At 60.6% G+C, this 16,557-nt stretch carries 11 protein-coding genes; 5 read left to right on the top strand and 6 right to left on the bottom strand.

The window, feature by feature from the left end:
* Positions 1–162: 162 nt before the first annotated feature.
* Positions 163–1,377 carry an ABC transporter permease gene (locus tag J4D99_RS09910; protein ID WP_309509581.1) on the bottom strand — a complete coding sequence of 405 codons (1,215 nt, stop codon included), beginning with the start codon at positions 1,375–1,377 and terminating at the stop codon, positions 163–165.
* An 81-nt stretch (positions 1,378–1,458) separates the two neighbouring features.
* On the opposite strand from J4D99_RS09910, the gene J4D99_RS09905 reads away from it, so the two are divergent.
* The 3 genes from J4D99_RS09905 (at position 1,459) to J4D99_RS09895 (ending at position 4,261) form a co-directional block, all read left to right on the top strand.
* Positions 1,459–2,658, top strand: a complete 1,200-nt coding sequence (locus tag J4D99_RS09905) for an exo-beta-N-acetylmuramidase NamZ family protein (protein ID WP_309509582.1) — start codon at positions 1,459–1,461, stop codon at positions 2,656–2,658.
* 119 nt (positions 2,659–2,777) lie between these two features.
* Positions 2,778–3,722 (top strand): methionyl-tRNA formyltransferase, encoded by a 945-nt coding sequence (fmt, locus tag J4D99_RS09900; protein WP_208131543.1) that lies wholly within the window; start codon positions 2,778–2,780, stop codon positions 3,720–3,722.
* 41 nt (positions 3,723–3,763) lie between these two features.
* Entirely contained in the window at positions 3,764–4,261 is a 498-nt protein-coding gene (locus J4D99_RS09895) for a dihydrofolate reductase (protein WP_208131542.1), read from the top strand.
* Between the two features lie 70 nt (positions 4,262–4,331).
* Here J4D99_RS09895 and porU2 read toward each other — a convergent pair whose 3' ends face one another.
* Positions 4,332–9,563, bottom strand: a complete 5,232-nt coding sequence (porU2, locus tag J4D99_RS09890; RefSeq protein ID WP_208131541.1) for a putative type IX secretion system sortase PorU2 — start codon at positions 9,561–9,563, stop codon at positions 4,332–4,334.
* 99 nt (positions 9,564–9,662) lie between these two features.
* A complete protein-coding gene (locus tag J4D99_RS09885; RefSeq protein WP_208131540.1) occupies positions 9,663–10,799 on the bottom strand; it encodes a putative type IX sorting system protein PorV2 in 1,137 nt (378 codons plus the stop codon).
* 296 nt (positions 10,800–11,095) lie between these two features.
* Between J4D99_RS09885 and J4D99_RS09880 the strand changes: the two genes are divergently transcribed.
* Together J4D99_RS09880 and J4D99_RS09875 are read left to right on the top strand one after the other, a co-directional pair.
* The gene (locus tag J4D99_RS09880; RefSeq protein WP_208131539.1) at positions 11,096–11,431 is read left to right on the top strand and encodes a PadR family transcriptional regulator; all 336 of its coding nucleotides are present in this window, start codon (positions 11,096–11,098) and stop codon (positions 11,429–11,431) included.
* Positions 11,432–11,506: 75 nt separating this feature from the next.
* Positions 11,507–14,167, top strand: a complete 2,661-nt coding sequence (locus tag J4D99_RS09875; RefSeq protein WP_208131538.1) for a GIN domain-containing protein — start codon at positions 11,507–11,509, stop codon at positions 14,165–14,167.
* Positions 14,168–14,262: 95 nt separating this feature from the next.
* Here the strand turns inward: J4D99_RS09875 and J4D99_RS09870 are convergent, their stop codons facing one another.
* From J4D99_RS09870 to J4D99_RS09860, 3 genes are all read right to left on the bottom strand, one after another.
* Positions 14,263–14,607, bottom strand: coding sequence for a translation initiation factor (locus J4D99_RS09870; RefSeq protein WP_208131537.1), 345 nt, complete (start codon positions 14,605–14,607; stop codon positions 14,263–14,265).
* 102 nt (positions 14,608–14,709) lie between these two features.
* A complete protein-coding gene (locus J4D99_RS09865) occupies positions 14,710–15,498 on the bottom strand; it encodes a DUF3050 domain-containing protein (RefSeq protein WP_208131536.1) in 789 nt (262 codons plus the stop codon).
* A 123-nt stretch (positions 15,499–15,621) separates the two neighbouring features.
* Positions 15,622–16,497, bottom strand: a complete 876-nt coding sequence (locus J4D99_RS09860; RefSeq protein WP_208131535.1) for a diacylglycerol/lipid kinase family protein — start codon at positions 16,495–16,497, stop codon at positions 15,622–15,624.
* Positions 16,498–16,557: the final 60 nt, after the last annotated feature.

The raw sequence follows: 16,557 nt of genomic DNA, 5'->3' as shown, positions 1-16,557 counted from the left end.
TACCGAGCAGTAAACAGGTTGCACCCGGCTTTTATTTTTGACTAGCCCATTTGGCCCGGCTAAATTACATCTTGTTCGCCAAACCCGCCCATTTTTGTCGCTCAACGCCGGGCTTTTGCCGCGCAGCGCCCGCTAGTTGGCCAGCTGGCCAGCACCAGTGCCTCAATCAAACCGAATGGCTACCATGGGCTTGATGCGGGCAATCATGTAGGTCGGCACGAGCACCGACAGCACCGAAGCCCCTAGCGTAGCCACGTTGAGCAGCACCATCACGAGGGGGTCCCAGGCCACGGGTACCCGGTCCATGTAGTAGTTTTCGGGGTCGAGGGGGATAATGCGGAAGTAATACTGTAACGCACAGAATCCCAAGGCAATAAAATTGCCAATCACTAGCCCCTTCACCGTAATGGATAGCCCCCGGAAGAAGAACATGCTCCGTATCTGATTATCGGTAGCACCCACCGCCTTGAGGATGCCTATCATCTTGGTGCGCTCCAGAATCATGATAAAGATGGTAGCGACCATGTTGAAGGTAGCTACGAAAATTATCAGAATGAGGAAGATAATAACGTTGCGGTTGAGCAGCTGGAGCCAGTCGAAAAGCTGAGCATATTGGTCAGTAATTTTTTCGATGCGCACCTCGTAGGGCAACTGCTCATAGAACTGGTCAAAGGTGTGGTCGAGGCGCGAAAAGTCGCGCAGGCGCACTTCGAGGCCGCCTACCAGGGAGTCGGGCCAGGCATTCAGCTCCTGAATCTGGCGCAAGTCGCCGAGCACGTACACCTCGTCAAACTCATCGAGGCCGGTCTGGTAAATACCGGCCACCCGAAACTTTCGAATGCGCGGCGGCTGCTGAATGAAGTAAAACAGCGCCGGGCTGCCCACTTGCAGGCGCAGCTTGTCGGCGATTTTGCGCGAGATAACGATGTCGTTGCTGGCCGCCGTGTCGGTAAAGCTGATAAACTTGCCCGCCACCATATTCTGGCGCATCGAGCTGAGGTCGTGCTTTTCCGACACGCCTTTTAGCACCACGCCCAGCACTTCGTCGGTGGTTTTGATGATGGCCGTTTTGCGGGCGAAGGGCTGCACCGAGGTCACCTGCGGGTAGCGGGCCAGCTGGCGGCGCAGCTCGGGCTCGGAAATGGGCGCTACTTCGAGCGAGTTGTTGGTGTCGTAGCGCGAGAGCTGCAAGTGGGCCCCAAAGGAGAATATCTTATTCTGAATCTGCTCGCGGAAGCCGTGCAGAATCGAGAACGACACTATCATCACGGCAATGCCCAGCGCAATGCTGACCGTGGCAATGCGCGTCACGGAGTGGGTGAAGGAGCCGGAGTCGGCTCCGTCCATGCGGCGCGATATGTAGCGGGCGATATTCACAAGTGCCGTAAAGCTACGCCTCGCCGGGGGTTGGGGCCGGGGCAGCAGCGCGCTTCTTACGCAGCAGGCTACTTTTGGGCTATGATGAAGTGGATTATTATGGCCAGCGGGCTGCTAGCCTGCTCGGCCCCCGACAAGCCAGCCACTAGCCAGGCCGCAGCGCCTGCCGCCCAGCCGACGCCCGTGATGGGCGCCGCCCAATTGCCGCGCTACCTGCCCCTGCTCCAGGGCAAGCGCGTGGGGCTGGTCGTGAACCAGACTTCGCGGCTAGGCCCCACTTATTTAGTCGATACGCTGAAAGCCTTGCACGTGAACCTGACGGCCATTTTCGCCCCTGAGCATGGCTTTCGGGGCGAGGCGGCCGATGGCGCCACCATCACCGATGGGCGCGATGCCCGCACCGGCGTGCCCGTGCGCTCGGTGTATGGCAAAACCAAAAAGCCCACGCCCGAGATGCTGGCCGACGTAGACGTGCTGGTTTTTGATATTCAGGATGTGGGCACGCGCTTCTACACCTTCATCAGCACGCTGCACTATATAATGGAGGCCGCCGCCGAGCAGGGCAAAACTGTGGTGGTGCTCGACCGGCCCAACCCGAATGGCACCCTGGTCGATGGCCCAGTGCTCGACCCCAAGCACCGCTCGTTTGTGGGCCTCGACCCGCTGCCCATTTGCCACGGCCTCACCGTAGGCGAATTGGCCAACATGATTAATGGCGAAAAATGGCTGACTGGGGGCAAGGCCTGCCGCCTGCACGTGGTGCCCCTGGCAGGCGGCTACACCCACGCCACCCCCTACGCACTGCCGGTGCGCCCCTCCCCCAACCTACCCACGGCGCGAGCCGTGGCCCTCTACCCTAGCATTTGTCTGTTTGAGGGCACCAACGTGAGCGTGGGGCGCGGCACCGACCGGCCGTTTGAAGTGATAGGAAGCCCTAGCCAGCCCAGCACGCGCCCCTACCAGTTTACGCCTCGCCCCAACGCGGGCTCGCCCACGCCGCCGCTCAATGGCCAACGCTGCTACGGCCTCGACCTACACCAGCCCGCCGTGGGCGAGCCGGCGCAGTTTTTTACCGTGAGCTACTTGCTTGATTTTTACCGCCAGAGCACCGACAAAGAGCACTTTTTCACCAAATACTTCGAGCAGCTATCAGGCACTGACTCGCTACGGGCCCAGGTAGTGGCTGGTCGCTCTGAGGCCAGCATCCGGGCTAGCTGGGAGCCGGGGTTGAGCAAGTTCAAACAACTTCGTAAGAAATACTTGCTGTATCCGGAGCGGTAACCACCCCTAGTCATCAAGCTGACGAAGGAACCAACTTCTTATGCCCGAATAGGGCCGTTCTTCGGCAAGCAGATGCTTCCTTCGTCAGTATGACAGCTGATTATTAAAGTACTGATTTCATGCCTTCTCCTCTTCGCATCGTCTTTATGGGTACCCCCGATTTTGCGGTGCCCACCCTCGAAACCTTGCTCGCCATGCCCGAGGCCGAGGTGGTAGCCGTCATTACTGGCCCCGACCGGCCCGCCGGGCGCGGCCGGCAGCTGCAAGCCTCGGCCGTGAAGCAGGCGGCCCTGGCGCACGGCCTGCCCGTGCTGCAGCCTACCAATTTGAAAGACCTGGCTTTTCAGGAAGCATTAAAAAGCTACGCGGCCGACTTGCAGGTAGTGGTGGCCTTTCGGATGCTGCCCGAGGCGGTGTGGAACATGCCCCGGCTAGGGTCGGTGAACATTCATGCCTCGCTGCTGCCGCAGTACCGGGGCGCGGCGCCCATCAACTGGGCCCTCATGCACGGCGACCAGGAAACCGGCGTGAGCAGCTTTTTTCTGCGCCACGAGATTGATACCGGTGACCTCATCCTGCAAGATAAACTAGCCATCGACCCTAGCGATGACTTTGGCTCGCTCTACGATAAGCTCAAAGTGGCGGGCGCCGCGCTGGCCCGGCGCACGGTGGCGGCCATTGCGGCCGGGGCGGCCCCTAGCACCCCGCAGCCCAGCACCCCCGACCTGCGCCCGGCCCCCAAGCTCACTAAAGAGACCGGCCGGCTCGACTTTGCCCGCCCCGCCGCTGCACTTATTAATCAAATACGTGGCCTGAGCCCGGCGCCGGCGGCCTACACCACGCTGCCCGATGGGCGCGGGCTGAAAGTATTTCGGGCTCAGGCACTGTCCTCTACGGAGCCCGCCCCACCCGGCACCTGGGCCACTGACGGTCGAAAATCGCTCAGCGTAAGCACTGCTGATGGCCAGCTAGCCCTGCTCGAAGTGCAGCTTGAAGGCAAGAAGCGCATGAGCACCGAAGAGTTTTTGCGCGGCACCAAGCTGGAGCTGCCGAGTAAGCCGTGAGAAGCCAGACCTTTTCAGTACTCATCCCGTAACCTCATTTTATGGTTTCCATTATTGTAGCCGCTGCGGAAGACAACGTAATCGGCCGCCAGGGCCAATTGCCCTGGCACCTGCCCGCCGACTTGCAGCACTTTAAAAAACTGACGCTGGGCCACCCCATCGTGATGGGCCGGCGCACTTTTGAAAGCATCGGCCGGGTGCTGCCGGGCCGCACCACTATTGTGGTAACGGGCCAGGTAGCCTGGCCCGCCCCCGATGGCGTGCTGCTAGCCCATTCACTGCCGGAGGCGCTGGCACTGGCGGCCCAGCAACCGGGCGGCGAGGAAGTCTGCATTATCGGCGGTGGCGAAGTCTACCGCGAGGCCCTGGCGGCCACCGACCAAGTGTACCTCACCGAAGTACATACCACCGTGCCCGACGGTGACACGTTTTTTCCGGCTCTCCCGCCCACCGACTGGCGCGAGGAAACCCGCGAGCGCCACGCCCCCGATGCCCAGCATGCGCTAGCCTATAGCTTCGTTACGCTGCGCCGCCGCTAGGGTCTTTCTAGAAGCAAAAAGGTCGCCCGGCTCAGCCAGGCGACCTTTTTTAGTTGTTTTATAGGTGTGGCTAGCGCAGCAGCACAAGCTTGCCCCAGTCGTTTTTGAAGGCCTGGTCGCCGGCGGTGGTAAACTTCTTAAACTCGCCGGTCGGGTCGTCCACAGCCACGCGGTAGAGGTAGGTGCCATTGGCTAGGCGGTCGCCGTACTGGTCGGTGCCATCCCAGGCGTAGTCGGTGATGTTGTTGCCGATGTGCAAGGGGCCTAGCTCGCTCATAAAAATCTCGCGCACTACGCGGCCCGTCAGGGTCATAATCTGGATTTTCATGTTGCGCGGCAGCTCGGCGCCCGTCACCGTGAACACGAACTTGGCCTTGCTCGTGACGGGGTTCGGGTACGGGTACACGTTGGAAATCTGCGAAGCATTGACCACCGTAAACTTCACCTGATAGTTGACTGTACCCGCGATGGCGCCCGCCGCGTCGCGGCCCTGCACGCTGAGCGTGTACACGCCATCGGGCAGCGGCGTGCCCAGGCCCGGCTGGTACTCCAGCTTGGCTAGGCTGCCCAAGGTATTATCGACGCTGAAATGCACCTGCGGCCCGTTGACGTTCACTGGCTCAACCTGCCCGTTGGGCCGGGTCAGGAATACCGTGAAATAAGAGGCATCGGTGATGAGGCGTAGCCTGTCCTCATCCTTGAGCTGAATGGTGATAACGGGGCGCGGGGCCACCAGCTCGCCATCCAGAATATGGCGGCCATCAACGGCTACATCAAGAGTAGGCGGCACATTGTTGTCGCGCACGGTGAATGTGGCCGTTCTCAGCTCATTATTAAAGTAATACAGCTCGGGCTGTAGCTGAGGATTCACCACCACCCGCACGTAGTACTTCCCAAATAAGCCACGCATGTCGATGCTCACATTCACGGTGAGGGCACTGTCGCCGGGCAGCAAGTCGCGGGTGGCCGTGAGCAGCGGCAGGGTTTTCACCGGCAGGTTAGTAACCGCATTTATGAGCTGCACCTGCGTCTGGAGGCGGCTAGCGAAGGCCTCCTGCGAGACGTTGTCGAACTTAACCGGGAACTTGATAAAGCCAGTGCCCGAGGTAGCCTGCGCCTTGAGGCTCACCGAATCGTAGACGGCGGCCGCCACCAGGTCGCGGCGCACCACGCCCTCGGGCTTGCCCTTATAGGTAATAAACCACTCCTTGAGCTGCGGCGGTACCCGGTTTACGGAGTCGCGCAGGGCTAGCTGCAGCTGCATATAGGGGTAGGTTGCGGCCGAGTAGCCCGTCAGGTCCACGTTTTTCGCCTTGATGTCGGGCTGTAGCACGGTGGCTTTGTTGCTGGCATCGATGCCTACCAGCGAGAGCGTATAGCTGGCCGTGGGGGTTTCGGGTTTGATAACGTCGAAGAGCGTCTGCCACTTCACAGCCGGGCCAATGAGCGTGCTCGTGATAGTACCTGCCTGGCTAGGCGCGCTGAGCGAGGTATTCAGCGTAACGCTTTGCAGGTAAGAAGGGGTAGCGGAGCTAACATCGGGGCCGGCTTCGGCCACTAGCACACTGCCACTCGCTTTCTTTTGTGCCACTAGCGCCCAGGGGTCACCATTTTTGAAGGTAGTCACCAGCTTGCTGCCGAGCAGGGTGGCTACTTGGCGCATAGTAGCGGCTACGTTAGGGTCGGCGTACCGCAGGCGGTTTTCGCTCACCAGAGCTACGTAGGCACCATCGGGCACCCTGCCCAGAAAGTCGAGCAGTTGAGCCCGGCGAGCGGCACTATTATTCAGGTTATCCAGTGTATCGGCACTGGAGGTCGGGTCGGCCGCGAATGAGTAGAACGGCTGCCCCGCAGGCCCACACAGCGAGTAGGAGCCCGCCACCGCGATTTGCTTGAGCGTGCGCGGGTCGAAAACGGCCAGCAGCAAATTAGGCGCTTTAGAGCCGCAGTTACTTACATTGGCTACCGTATTGCCCGTGTTGATGCCGTAGCCACTTACCAGAAAGGTGTATGGGCTGCCGGGCCTACCGCCGCCCGCCGTACGCAGTATGAGGGACTGCTGCTGGGCTGCAAAGCTCCAGCGGTTGCTAGGGGTAGCCACGGCCACGCCCTGCAATTGGTCGCGGTTGAACTGCCCATTGTGGCTCTGCGACCAACCACCGGCCAGGGCGCCCGAAATAACGCGGAATGAGCTCACCTGCCAGTCGGCATCTTCGGGCGGCACGGGGTTGGTGAAGCGCACGCGCCAGTACCACACCGTCGAGTCAGCCTTCGCGGTAAGGGCTTTAGGTGGCGTCCAGGCCGCGATTACGCCCGCCGAAATAGTGCTCGATTGCAAAGCTGGGCTGGTGAAGCTAGCCACCGAGTCAATCTGGAAATCGTAGCTGCGCACCGGGCCGCTAGGGTCATTGCTCTGAGCCACGAGGCGCGGCTTGTTGCCCGCCACAATGGCAAACTCGCTGGGCGCTAGCAGCGTAAGCCCGCGCTTCAGGAAAGAATAGGTTAGCGTGGCCTTATTATTGGTTTCATCAAGCTCGTCTACTTTGTTGCGGTAGTCGAGTTCGACGGTAAAGACATTGTCGCCCGCAAAATCACTGGTGGGGTTATTCAGCGTGATTGTATAGGTCGTGTCGCGCCGGAAGGCCTGCGGAAACGGCTTGAGGCCATTGTGATTGTTGAACACGTATACCTCGGGGGCAATTTTACCAGTTGGGTACATGCGCGTGACCCGAATCTCAATGGAGTCGCGGGTAATGCGCGCGGGGTTGCTCACCCCAATATTAAGTGTAAACTTGCTCGAAGCACCCGTCACGGCCACATCGGGCGCAATGGGGCTGAGCGAGAGCGCGGCATTGCTGGCTACAAAATCTGGCTTGGCCGGGGCATACATGCGTAGCGCTGGGTCGCCCTGCCAAATAGTGCACAACAGTTGCTCAGTGGCGCGCAGGTTACCCGGCACAGGTTGAAAAGCCGACGTGGGCTGCAAGCGCCGGATTACCTCACGGCGCACTTCGGCAATAGGCCGCCCAAACCAGACCGGGTCGTTAAGGAGTAGTTTATACGTCAGGTCCTGGGTCTGGTCGAGCAAGTCCGCATACGAGAAGCCGCTCTCCGCCATTATGCCAATGGAGCCCTTGTTGGGCGCCAGTATCCAGTCGGTAGCAAACGTGTGGGCGTTGAAGAACGCCGCCCCGGCCGAGCACCCGTTATACATCATGACCGGGTATTTCTTGGCATTGTTATAGTTTTGAAGCGGGTCATAGATATCACCGATGTTTATATCAAACGTCGTAGTTGACCCGTGGCCGAAATATGTTATCAGGGCTAGCCCGGCATTTACTTCGCTGGAAATATTTTTCTCCGCGTAGAGGTTAGCCGGGTCATATACCCGCAGATAGGTCGTAACGCTAGCGCCAAGCAGCGGGTGCTCGGCACGCCGCTTATACTTGTCGAGGTAGCCGCCAAACGTGGCAATCTCAGCCGGGTCATGGCCACCTCCCAAATGCACAAAGTTTTTGTGCCAGGGTTCGGGGTTAAGTTGATTTGGGTTAATTTGGGCTTCGTACTCCTTGAGCTTAGTCAAATAATCCAGGGCTTCCTGCGCAGTGCTTGCCACGACCCGACCAGTAGGCAGCGCGGGGACGTTATTGTCGTGCGGCCAGTCGCTCGACAAGAAGATATCGGACGATGAACGCGTCGAGATGGGTACTAGGTCGAGGCCATTCTCACCCCTTATCCGCGCGGATTGCGAAGCGTCGAAGCCGCCGCCCAGTCCAAACGTATAGTCGGGATTTGCAGCAGTAGCCACGGGCGAGCCCGGCGAAATGCCTTTGCCCAGCAGTAGCAGGTATTTCGTCTGGGTAGCGGGAGATTTGGCGGCTAGCCACAACGCAAAATGACGCAGCGCGATAACGAAGCGCTCGCCGTAGTGAAATTGGTCGTAGAGCTGCGGCGCGGTTACCATCAGCGTGTCGTAGCCCCCGCCGGTGGCCGAAGCGCGGTAGCTGGCGTAGGCCAGCGCCACATTGGGTACCCCGCCCGCCGCCTGCATCAGCTTGGGGTGCGTGATAATAACGAAGTTGGGTTTGGCTGGGTCAATGGTGCGGAAATTGACCGGGCGGGCGGGCGGGGGCACCAGCGGGCGCGCCTCGTCGGCTAGCAGCAGGCGCCGGGTTTGCTGACTGGTAGCGCTTGGAAACACGTAGCGGCGACCGGTACTACCCAACGTAGCAGCAGTAGCAGGCACAATGCGCTGCACATTCCACGGGTCGTGGATATCAAAGCCACTCACCGTGGGCGGAATATTATCCACCTCGTAGGTAGCCGGCCCGGTCAGCAGCGAGTCATTCTGGAAGAATAGCTGCTGCCGGTCGCTGAACCATACGTTTTGCTGCGCCGCCGTCACGCGCCACCACGACAGGCGATACACATCAACATAGGTTTGGGGGGGCTGAGGCGCCAAATCGAACCCTACCGTTACCATGCCACTGCTGCTGATATCGCTAGCCAGCAGCGGATAGCGGCCGTAAGCATGGTCGTAGCCGTAATAGCTGAGGACGCCGAGTGAGCGGGTGCCGCCAGCCGGCGGGACCACTTTGACGGCTGTTTTGTGATTTGTGTCGCGGAAGCCGCCTACTACCACGGCTTCCAACACCGGGCTCGGGGCCCCTGGCGCCGTAGACACGGCCCGCAGCGCCGAATCGAGCGGCGCTTGAACCGGCCCGTAGTAAAATCCCTGAAAAAAGCCTTCGCCCGCTTCTATCCATGGCAGGAAGGTATATGTCTGCTCAGTAGGTCCTTCGGCATAATTGCCTACTTTCTGGGTCAAGGAGGACTGCAGGCGCCAGCTGTGGGGCGTGCCGCCGGCCGCCGCGGGCTGCGCCATGCGCTTGCCCGCCCGGGCGCCCCAAGTCACGAAATAAGCCGCCGTATCGGTATAGAAGCTATAAAACGGGTTGGCCTGGTCTTTTATATTCTTATAAAACTCCTTGTCCAGCCCGGCATCGTTGCGCTGGCCGTAAAACTCGATAAAAGTCGAGTTATCGAGCGTGGCCGAGTTACCACCCTGGTACACGGCCACTTCCTTACCACGCCGCCACACTTGCAGCTGCGCAGGGGCCACGGCACCGGCCCCCAGCTGGCTGAGGTAGGAATAGTCGAGGCGGTAGAGGCCATCGCGCCACACTTTTACTTTATAGTAGGGCTGGCCCGGCACTATCCACTCATTGCCATAGGCCCCCGATTGGGCATGCGCTGGGGCTACGGCGCCCAGCAGCAGGACCAGCCAGGCCAAGCTCATCATTCGCCCGCCAGCTAACCTGCAAAACACTCGCGCCCACTCAGCAAAGTATGCTTCATTCATAAGATAATATCCAGTTATTTATTAGCGCTTTAATTACTTTTACTTGTTATTGAGCACACTGCCCGTGCGGCTGCCCAGGCCATAGCCCAGGCTCACAATAAGGGAGTTGGTCTGCGATGTTGAGCCCAGCTTCTCCACCGCCAGGCGCGAAAGCGCCAGGTCTACGCGCAGGCCGCTGAAGGCCACGCCCGCGCCCAGGCTATACTGGCCCTTCCACTGCTGGGTCATATCGAAGGTGGTTATCTTCTGATAGTTGCCTACCCCACCGCGCAAAAAAGCCAGGTTACGGTAGCCAATTTCGACGCCTACGCGCGGGTCTACACTCACGGGCTTGGCCGAAATGAGCGTATTGCGCTGGCCATCGGTGGTAGCTTCTAGGTCGACGGCCACCAGGGCCGTAAACTGCGCCGGCAGCGTAAACTGCCGCCCCGCCCCGAGTACCAGGCGCGGCAGCGTTAGCTCGGTGGTGTTGGTCGGAATGGCCTCGCCGGGTATCGTGTTCGCCTTAAACTTATCGGCGTCGATGCTCCAGGCGTTGAAAGTGGTGGTAATGTCGCGTGCCATCAGGCCTAGCAGCCAGCCCTTGTGGTTGTATTGCAGGCCTACATCTACCCCAAAGCCATAGGCGTTGGCATAAGGACCTACGTTGCGGTAGATAAACTTACCGCTGCCGCCCACGCTCAACCCCTCGGGGCCTACCTTACGGGCATAGCTGAGCAGCAGCGCATAGTCGGCCACCGAGAAGTAGGTGATTTTATCGTACTGAATGTAGCCGTACTCGTTCACCAGGGCGCGGGTGTCGGCGATATTATCGACCCCTAGCCGCAGCAGCGTCACGCCCACGGCACTCTTCTCATCGAGCGGCATGGCAAAGGCCGCGTAGTCATTCTTCACCACCCCCGAAAACAGCTCGGAGTGCATCAGCACCCCATCGTATTTGGCAGTGATAGTGGTGAGGGCAGCCGGGTTCCAGTAGCCGGCGGTGGCGTCGTTGGCTAGGCTTACCTGCGTCTTGCCCATGCCCAGCGAGCGGGCACCCGCGCCCAGGTTCAAAAACTCGTTGCTGTACTTGGGGGTGTTGGTCTGGGCGCGGGCAGCGGGCGCGGCTAGCCCCAGCACGGCCCCCAGGCCAAGTAATGTCACCCCAGCGCGGCAGCTAGCGGAGAGTTGTAGCATAGAAAAAGGATAGCCTGACAAATAATCGGAGCAGCAACGCAAGTTACTGCCGGATAGTGCGTGGCGCTCGGCTCAGCCGCAACGCCGGCGCTGTATACGGCTGATTAGCGCATAGTTGGGGCTACTCTTTTGGATGTTGCGCAAGATGAAATAGGAAAAAATAAATACGTAACGACTTCAGACGCAGAAAAAAACCGACGAAAGGCAACAAAAATTTTTACACCAAGTATTATGCATTACAAAGTACCCGTTGTACATTTGTACCGTTCCTCACCTACTACTAGCCCATACCGCCCATGAAACTAGAGAACACCCAGGTGCAGATGCGCAAAGGCATCCTCGAATTCTGCATCCTGGAGATTATCGGCCGCGGGGAGGCCTACGCCAGCGACATGCTGGAGGAGCTCACCCAAGCCCGCATGATAGTGGTGGAGGGCACGCTCTACCCGCTGCTCACGCGCCTCAAGAATGCCGCCTTGCTCGACTACGTCTGGAAGGAATCGACCTCTGGGCCACCCCGCAAATACTACACGCTCACCGATGCCGGCCGCCAGTTTTTGGAAGAGCTGCGCCAGACCTGGGAAGAAATGGCGCTCTCCGTAGGCATCATTCGCCAGCCCCGCCGCCCCTAGCGGTCCCTGCTTTTTACCGCTAACCTTTCTTTCTCCGACTTCAACCTGCCGCGCTTCGCGCCTGCGGCCCTTCTCATGAAAAAGAACATCAGCATCAATTTGCAGGGCATCATCTTCCACATCGAAGACGATGGCTATGACGTGCTTAGCCGCTACCTCCAGGAGGTGAAGGCGCACTTTGCCAGCTACCAGGGCCACGAAGAAATCGTGGCCGACATCGAGGGCCGCATCGCCGAGCTGTTTGCGGCGCGCCTCTCGGTTACCAAGCAGGTCATCACCCTTCAGGATGTGGAGGAAATGACGGCCAAGATGGGCCGCGTAAGCGACTTCAACACCTCGCCCGACGAGGATGAGGACACCTACACCGAGCCCGTTGCGGCCGGCGCCGGTGCCGGCCCGGCTTTTGCGGGCGGCCCCGCCCCCACCCCGGCCGACACTGAGCCCCGCCGCCTCTACCGCGACCTGGCCCACCGCAAGATTGCCGGTGTGTGCGCGGGGCTAGCCCAGTATTTCCGGGTGAACCCCCTGCTGGTGCGCCTCATTTTTCTGGCGTTAGTGCTGCTGCCCAATGTGTTTGGAGTGTACGACCACATTCCCGGCACGGGCATGTTCCGTCACCGCTTCGATTTTGGGGGCCTAGCGCTCATCACCTACGTGGTGCTGTGGATAGCGCTGCCCAAGCGCGACGATGCCCCCGCCCCCATCGACACCCTGGACTTTGGCGGCAAGCTCACCGAGCGCAAGCTCTTTCGCGATACCGACAATGGGAAGGTCGGGGGCGTATCGGCGGGCCTAGCCGCTTATTTCCAGACCGATGTGGTGCTGGTGCGGGTGCTCTTCCTGATTGGCTTGTTCTTGGGTGGCTCTACCTTCCTCATCTACCTGATACTGTGGGCCGTGGTGCCTGAAGCCCGCACGGTATCAGAAAAAATGCAGATGCGCGGTGATGCCGTAACGCTCTCGGGCATCGACAACAATCTGCGCAGCAACGCCTTTGATGGCGACGGCAACCCCACGCCCAACCGCCCGCTGGGCACTTTTCTGGAGGGCGCGGCGCGCAGCGCCAAGCCGGCTGCCAATTTTGTAGGTACCGTTATCCGGTGGATAGTTGGGGGCCTGCTGATTTTCTGGGGTAGCACCAGTCTGTTTACCATGCTGCTGCTGCTGGGCGCCGCCCTGAGCATCATCCCCTTCACGGCGGTTGAGCACACCAGCAACGGGTTTATGTTTGACGACAGCTTCGGGGCTACCGTGCGCAACCTGCCGCCCTGGGGCGCCATCGCCATGTTCTTCGCCTCGGCCATTCCGGCTTTTGCCCTGATACTGCTGGGCTTGCGCCTGATAATGCGCCGCTGGCTCTTGAGCCGCACGGTGGGATTGTCGCTGCTGGGGCTGTGGGTGCTGGGCGTGGTGGGCAGTGCGGCGGCTGGCTTGCAGGTGGCCCGCGACTTTCAGGCCAAAGACACCTACACCACTACCGTGCGCCTGAAGCCCATCGCTAGCCCCGGCATTGTGCTGGACTCGCGTAATGTAGAAGACAATTTTCACTGGGTTGACCTGAGTCTGGCCCCGGCCGACAGCGGCGCGGCTCCTTTCGTGGAAGAAGAATTCCGGGCCCGCGGCCGCACCGAGGAGGCCGCCCGCCTCACCGCCCAGCAGACCATTAACTACAACATCGCTCAGCGCGACTCAACCATTATTTTCGACCAGGGCATTACGCTGAAAAGCAACGCCCCCTACCGCGAGCAAAAGCTGAGCCTGACGCTGCACCTGCCCCTGAATAAAATCTACCGCCTCACACCGCGCTTCATCGAGCGCCTCGACGACGATGACTTCACCAGCGGCCACCGCCCTACTGATGACCGCGACTACCGCGCCCGCTTCACCCGCGAGGGCAAGTTTGCCTGCCTCAACTGCCCGCCCGTAGCCGATGAGGACAACGACAATAATACCGACGGCGACGAGGTGGTGAACCTAGACGTGAACGGCAACAAAACCCAGGTGCGCGTGAACACCGACGGCGACGAGCCTACCATACGCATCCATTCCAGCGCTGAGCGCTTCAATACCGAACCTAGCTACTACGGCACTGGTCGCAAGACGCTGACTGGTAGCGAGGACTTTAACGCAGTCGAAGTGCACGGCGCCTTCCGGGTGGTGGTGCGCCAGGGCGATGTCCACAAGGCCGAAGTAGCCGGCCGCCCCGACGACCTCTCCGATGTGCGCCTTAGTGTGGAGGGCAGCCGCCTGGTGGTGCGCTACCGCTCCGGCAACGGCTGGTTCTCGGGCTTCGACGCGAGCCGCCACCCCATGCTGGTGCAGGTGACCCTGCCCCGCCTCCAGCACCTGGAGCTTAGTGGTGCCTGCCAGGCCGACGTGAGCGGCTTCCGCGACGAAGCACTGCGGGTAGAAGCCTCTAGTGCCTCTTCGGCCCGCCTCGATGTGCACGTGCCGCGGCTTGAAGTGAAGGTAAGCAGCGCCAGCCAGGCCGACCTTACTGGTACTGCCGACGAACTGGACATCGACGGCTCAAGCGCCAGCCAGGTAGAAGCCCGCGCGCTGCGCGCCACCCGCGTTACACTCGACCTCAGCAGCGCTTCGCAGGCCCAGGTGCACGCCACCGACGAGCTCAAGGCTGACCTGAGCAGCGGCAGCTCGGCGCACTACACCGGCCACCCCAGCAATGTGCAGAAAGACCTGAGCAGCGGCAGTACGCTGGAGCAGGAAAACGACTAATCTATACATGCACTCTGCCCAACAGCTAGGGGTCCTCTAAGGTGCTATTCGCCTTAGAGGACCCCTAGCTGTTGTTACTAAATCATTCGGAAGCCTTAGCCCCCAATCTGCTTGGCTTTATAGCCTTCTTTGAGCAGCACCTCCAGGACCTTGGCGCGAAAGTCGCCTTGCACCACGATTTCGCCATCTTTGGCGCTTCCGCCCACACCACATTTGGTTTTCAAGAGTTTTCCTAGGGTCTGCAAATCTTCTTCGCGGCCCACAAAGCCCGTAACGAGCGTCACCTGCTTGCCGCCGCGCTGCTTTTTATCGAGCTGCACCCGCAGCTGTTGCTGCTGGGGTGGCAGCGTAGCTGCCTCAGCTGCCTCATCGGACTGGTAAGAGAACTCAGGATTGGTCGAGTAAACCACTCCCTGGCGGCGCGGCTGGTCTTTTTTCATAGCGCAAAGGTCGGCGCGCTAGCCCTCTTGCACACGCTTTTAACGCTAAAAAAGGACGCTGGCCGGGGGCTAGCGTCCTTTTTTAGCGTTACCTAAATGCTGTTAACCCACGGCCCGCTCCTGAACCAGCGCCGCGGCAATGCCATCCCAGAGCGCCACGCGGGCGGCCATGCCCTGCTGGGCTACCTCGGCGGCCTCGCGCCAGCGGGCGGGGTCGGTGCCGCAGAGGTCGCGCACCATCTGGTGGGCTAGCGGGGCATGATGGTCCTCATCGAGCTCGATGTGGCGGTTGAGGTAGTACGTAAACGTGTCGAGCTGGCCCGGAAAGCGCTGGCCCAGGTCGGCAATCAGGCTGCGAAACATATCCGGAATCACATCTTCGCGCCCAAAGGTGAAGGCTGCTGCCACCGCATGCGGCCGCCCGCTGGCAATGACGCTAAACGTATGCTTCACAAACGCCTGCACACTGGCTGGTGCCTGCGCGGCTGCCAGCGCGGCCGGCACGCTCGCCCCCTCTGCCAGGGCGGCTAGCAGGCGTTTGGCAGGCGCAGTATCAGCCCCGGCTTCGGCCATAGCCCGCAGGTACAGCTCAAAGTGGCTGGTCGGCTGCCCCTCGGGGTCGAGGTCGGTTTCCTCTTCCAGCACAATGTCGTTGATGAGGCGACGGGTGGCGGGGCTGCCTTTGGGTACCCAGGGCACCTCTACGCAGGTTAGCTCGCGCTGCAAGGCTTTGAGTAGCGACATAAAATCCCACACCGCATACACGTGGTGCTCCATGAATACGCGGAGGTCGGCCAGCGTTTCGATGCGGCGATACACCGCGTGGTCTACCATGCGCTGGCGCGCTGGCTGTAGCTGTGCCTGCAGCTCTTGCACAAAATCCTGAGGCATATTCTTGAATTAGAGTTAAATAAGTACGGGCTTGAACACATCAACTGCGAGTTTACATCACTAGCAGAAGCAAGCCGGGGTAGAAACACTACTCCTACGTAATTCAGATTGCCCGCAGATTTCCTACACTGCTACTTCTAGCGCAAGCGGCAGTATGCCTATTTCGAACTCGGTGCCATGGCCCAGGTAGTCGCCATCGGCGTGGTAGCCTAGCGGCGCGGCGGCCCGCACCGTGGCGTGCTGCGTGTGGCGATAGGCCGCGCCGCCCGTGCGCGGCAGCGTACCCAGGGCCATGCCCAGCACCACCTGCACCGCCCGCCACGGCGGCAGCGCATCAATAAGGCACATATCGAGCAGGCCATCCTGCAAATTGGCCTGCGGGGCAATGAACGCATTATTGCCGTACTGCGAGGCGTTGGCAAAGGCCAGCACGTAGCAATCGGTGGCCAGGGTCTGGCTGTTGGTATCCACCTCTACCGGCACTGGCCGGAAGTTACCGTATTCGCGAAACGTGACGCGCAGGTACGTGCTCACGCCCCGCGTGCCGGCCTGCGCAAAATGCTGGCTCACGTGCGCATCAAACCCTAGCCCAGCGGTGCAGAAAAACGGCCGGCCGTTTATCGTGCCCACATCCATACGGCTGAAGGTGGGCTGGCGCAGTCGCCGCAGCGCGGTGGGCAAGCCTAGCGGCACCCGCAGGTGGCGGGCCAGCCCATTGCCCGAGCCGCGGGGCACGATGCCCATTGCCGCGCCGGTTTGGCCCAGCAGCCCCTGCCCCACCTCGTTTACGGTGCCATCGCCGCCCACGGCTACCACCACCCGGCAGCCTGCCTGCGCCGCCTCACGAGCCAGCTCGGTGGCATGGCCGGGGCCTTCGGTGGGCCGCAGCAGGTAGTCGGCGCCCGCTGCGCCACCAAAATGTTGCTGCAGCAGCGCCGGAAAGTCGGCCCGGCGGCCGGTGCCCGCCATCGGGTTGAAAATAAAGCAGATACTCGGCATACAAACGCCGCCTCGCACGGCAGCTATAGTCAGCAAAAACAAAAAGGCCTGCCTAGCAGG

Origin of the sequence: Hymenobacter sp. BT559, from assembly GCF_017571525.1 — a bacterium.
Lineage (GTDB): Bacteria > Bacteroidota > Bacteroidia > Cytophagales > Hymenobacteraceae > Hymenobacter > Hymenobacter ginsengisoli.
The sequence above is the reverse complement of the archived record's forward strand: the minus strand, read 5'-3'. Positions and strand labels throughout refer to the sequence as shown.